The organism is Sporosarcina koreensis, from assembly GCF_001531445.1.
Taxonomy (GTDB): Bacteria; Bacillota; Bacilli; order Bacillales_A; family Planococcaceae; genus Sporosarcina; species Sporosarcina koreensis_C.
The window spans coordinates 1-2,533 of sequence record NZ_LQYA01000092.1 but is presented as its reverse complement, the minus strand read 5'-3'; the positions used below and the strand labels follow the sequence as shown (position 1 = coordinate 2,533).

Below are 2,533 nucleotides of genomic sequence, written 5' to 3'. Positions count from 1 at the left end.
GATCAGTTGCCGGCGCTGTTGCCTCATTTGCGCAAGTTCGGGTGGCCCGGCGATTCAGTTTCGACGATGCCTGTCCGGGTCGCTTTCCGTCTGACGGAGCCGGATACGGATGAAGATACGGAGTGGCTGCTGGAGACGGTTGTCGTCAGTGAACGCGGGACGCATTGGACGCCGGCTGTCCGGAAAGCGAATGCGGAAATCGGCGATGCACTGCCTGCCAAATGGAAGGATTTCGCTGATGAAATCCGGGAGAAGCAGTCCGAGATGGTGTCTTTCCTGCGTTCGGTCGAGGCTGAGCCCGATAATCGGTTTTTGTCGATCACGATGACGGATCCGGAAGTGCGGATGTTCATTCAGGAAGATCTGCCCGTGTTCCAGTCATTCGGGTATGCCGTCATTTTGCCGGCTTGGCTGAAGTCGGTGACGGAGTCGAAAATGCGTGTCCGGACAAATGCGAGTGTGCAGTCGTACCGATCTGCTGCGGGTCTTGATGAAGTCCTTTCGTTCGATTGGAACTTTTCGCTTGCCGGGAAGGAGATTGATCAGGATTCGTTTAGGAAACTCGTTGATGAGAATCGCGAGTATATCCGCTCCGGTGATGAGTGGTTCCATATTGACCCGCTTTGGCTGAAGCGGATCCGTGAGCTGATGGAGCAGGCGGATGCAGGCGAGTGGACGGTGAAGGATCTGCTGTTCCAGGAGATTCCTGAGGAGATCATCTCGGTCGATGAAGATGATGAGTCGGATGACCCCCTTCTGGCGTTTTCGATGCAGCAGTCGTTGCGTGAATATGTCGAGATGGTTTCGAATAAGCATGGCCTTCCGGATGCAGGCATTCCTGTCGGATTGAAGGCGGAGCTTCGTCCGTATCAGATTGACGGGTATAATTGGCTCGTCTTTATGCGCGAACATCATTTTGGCGCGGTTTTGGCTGATGATATGGGGCTCGGGAAGACGGTGCAGCTCATTTCGTATTTATTGAATGTGCATGCGCGCCCCGAGACGGACTCCCCTTCGCTGATTATCTGCCCAACAAGCGTGCTCGGCAACTGGCAGAAAGAACTTGAACGGTTTGCGCCGTCGCTTTCAGTGCATACGCATTACGGGCCGACGCGGACTCGGGAAGAAGAGTTCGATGAGCTTGTGAAGACTCGCAAGCCGGATGTCATTTTGACGACGTACGGGACCGCGACACAGGACGATGAGACGCTTGGCGGCACTGTATTCGCGAGCATTACGCTTGATGAAGCGCAAAATATAAAGAATATGCAAACGAAACAGTCTCGGGCAATCCGTAAATTGCATGGCGACCATCAGATCGCGTTGACGGGAACGCCGATCGAAAACCGGCTGTCAGAGCTGTGGGCGATTTTCGATTTCATTCACAAAGGATATTTCGGAAGCTTCCGGACGTTCACCGAGCAGTTTATCGTGCCGATTGAGCGTGATGATTCGGAGCTTGAAAAGCGCAAATTGCGGGCAAAGATCCGTCCATTCCTGCTGCGCCGTACGAAGAACGACCCCGATTTGCAGTTGAACTTGCCGAAAAAGCTCGAGCAAAATGAGTATTGTCCGTTGACGACGGAGCAGGCAGCGCTCTATGAGAGTTTCATTGAGGATACGAAATTCAAACTGGAGACGCTGACCGGTTTTGAGCGGAAGGGGCTCATTTTGAAGATGTTGAGCCGCTTGAAGCAGCTTTGCAATCATCCTTCGTTATTTTTGAAGGAGCCGCATGCGCCTGCCGATCAGATGCTGGAGCGATCGGTGAAGTTAAACCGGATCGTGTCAATGGCTGCCGATATTGCATCGAATGGTGAGCAGTGTTTGATTTTCACGCAGTATATCGGAATGGGCCAATTGATTCGCCAATGTTTGAGTGAGTTGTACGATATCGATGTGCCGTTCTTGTCTGGCAGCATGCCGAAGGGGCAGCGCGATCATTTGGTCGAGGCGTTCCAGGCTGGTGAATTCCCGATTTTCATTCTGTCATTGAAGGCTGGCGGCACCGGGTTGAATTTGACTGCTGCGAACCATGTGCTGCACGCGGATCGTTGGTGGAATCCGGCGGTTGAGAATCAGGCGACGGACCGGGCGTACCGAATCGGCCAGACGAAGTTCGTACATGTCCATAAGTTTGTGACCGTCGGGACGATTGAAGAGAAAATCGATAAGATGCTCGTTGAGAAAGCGGCTTTGTCCGCGGATTTGATCCAGTCGAGTCAATGGTTGACGGAGTTATCCGATACGGAATTGGATGATCTTCTTACATTTGAAAGATAGTTGCTTGACCTCGGTTTTATTATAGAACCGGGGTTTTTTGCTCACGTTCGCTGTGCGGCGCGCCGTATATGTATAGGAATAACTTTTCTGGCGAGCTCTTTTTCCTCCAATTCATTGATCCGTTCATTCAGACGAGCAATGATGCTGATGAGCTGTCCGACTTGCAGTTCCATGCGGATGAGCTGTTTTTCGTATTGGTCCATGCATTTTCCTCCTTCTAGTATTGTTAGATGCGGCGGGAGCGGTCCCC

1 protein-coding gene and 1 pseudogene are annotated in these 2,533 nt (G+C 52.2%); one reads left to right on the top strand and one right to left on the bottom strand.

Annotated features, from left to right (window positions below):
• Window positions 1-2,283: DEAD/DEAH box helicase (locus AWV70_RS11315; RefSeq protein WP_235588633.1), on the top strand; the 2,283-nt coding region annotated here is incomplete at its 5' end.
• Window positions 2,284-2,324: 41 nt separating this feature from the next.
• Here the strand turns inward: AWV70_RS11315 and AWV70_RS24140 are convergent.
• A pseudogene (locus AWV70_RS24140) lies at window positions 2,325-2,533 on the bottom strand (hypothetical protein); the annotation flags it as partial.